The 470-nt window shown below is 42.3% G+C and carries 1 protein-coding gene; it reads left to right on the forward strand.

What is annotated here, in order from left to right; genetic code table 11:
* Positions 1-242 precede the first annotated feature (242 nt).
* Positions 243-470: DNA-binding protein (locus HC752_RS25005; protein WP_238930635.1), on the forward strand; the 228-nt coding region annotated here is incomplete at its 3' end.

Raw genomic sequence — 470 nt, forward strand, 5'->3', positions numbered from 1 at the left:
TCTCGATAGAGGAGCCATCGTTTAATCGAACTACCAGATAGAAGAACTTTAGTTGCAGCTAAAGTCTGGGTCTCACCTTACCCGATTGGAGAGCTTATTATCCATACAAAGCGTTTAAGACGGATTCACAACGCTTGGCATTTTTAGTTTGATTCAGCTTTAGTGTTTACGGCACAATGGTTTAGGTTTGGTGGTTGCGTTGTTCACCACTTAACGCGGCGTTATGCCTACAAAGAGGAAATATGGAAACTAATTGGGAATGCCTCGGATGTGGTCATCATAATGACTCTACCTCGTTAGAATGCGAAAATTGTGGTACTCCTAGTAAGAAACTAGCGAATAGACAAATGGCAAACCACTTGCTGGAAGTTGAAGGAATGAAATCAAAATTTGAGTACTGCTGTGATAAATGTGGCTCCGACTCATATGAGGTGGGCGAATTACGAGCAAGCGGCGGCTTTTTAAGTACA

The sequence above is a fragment of the Vibrio sp. S9_S30 genome, assembly GCF_014694455.1.
Classification (GTDB): Bacteria; Pseudomonadota; Gammaproteobacteria; order Enterobacterales; family Vibrionaceae; genus Vibrio.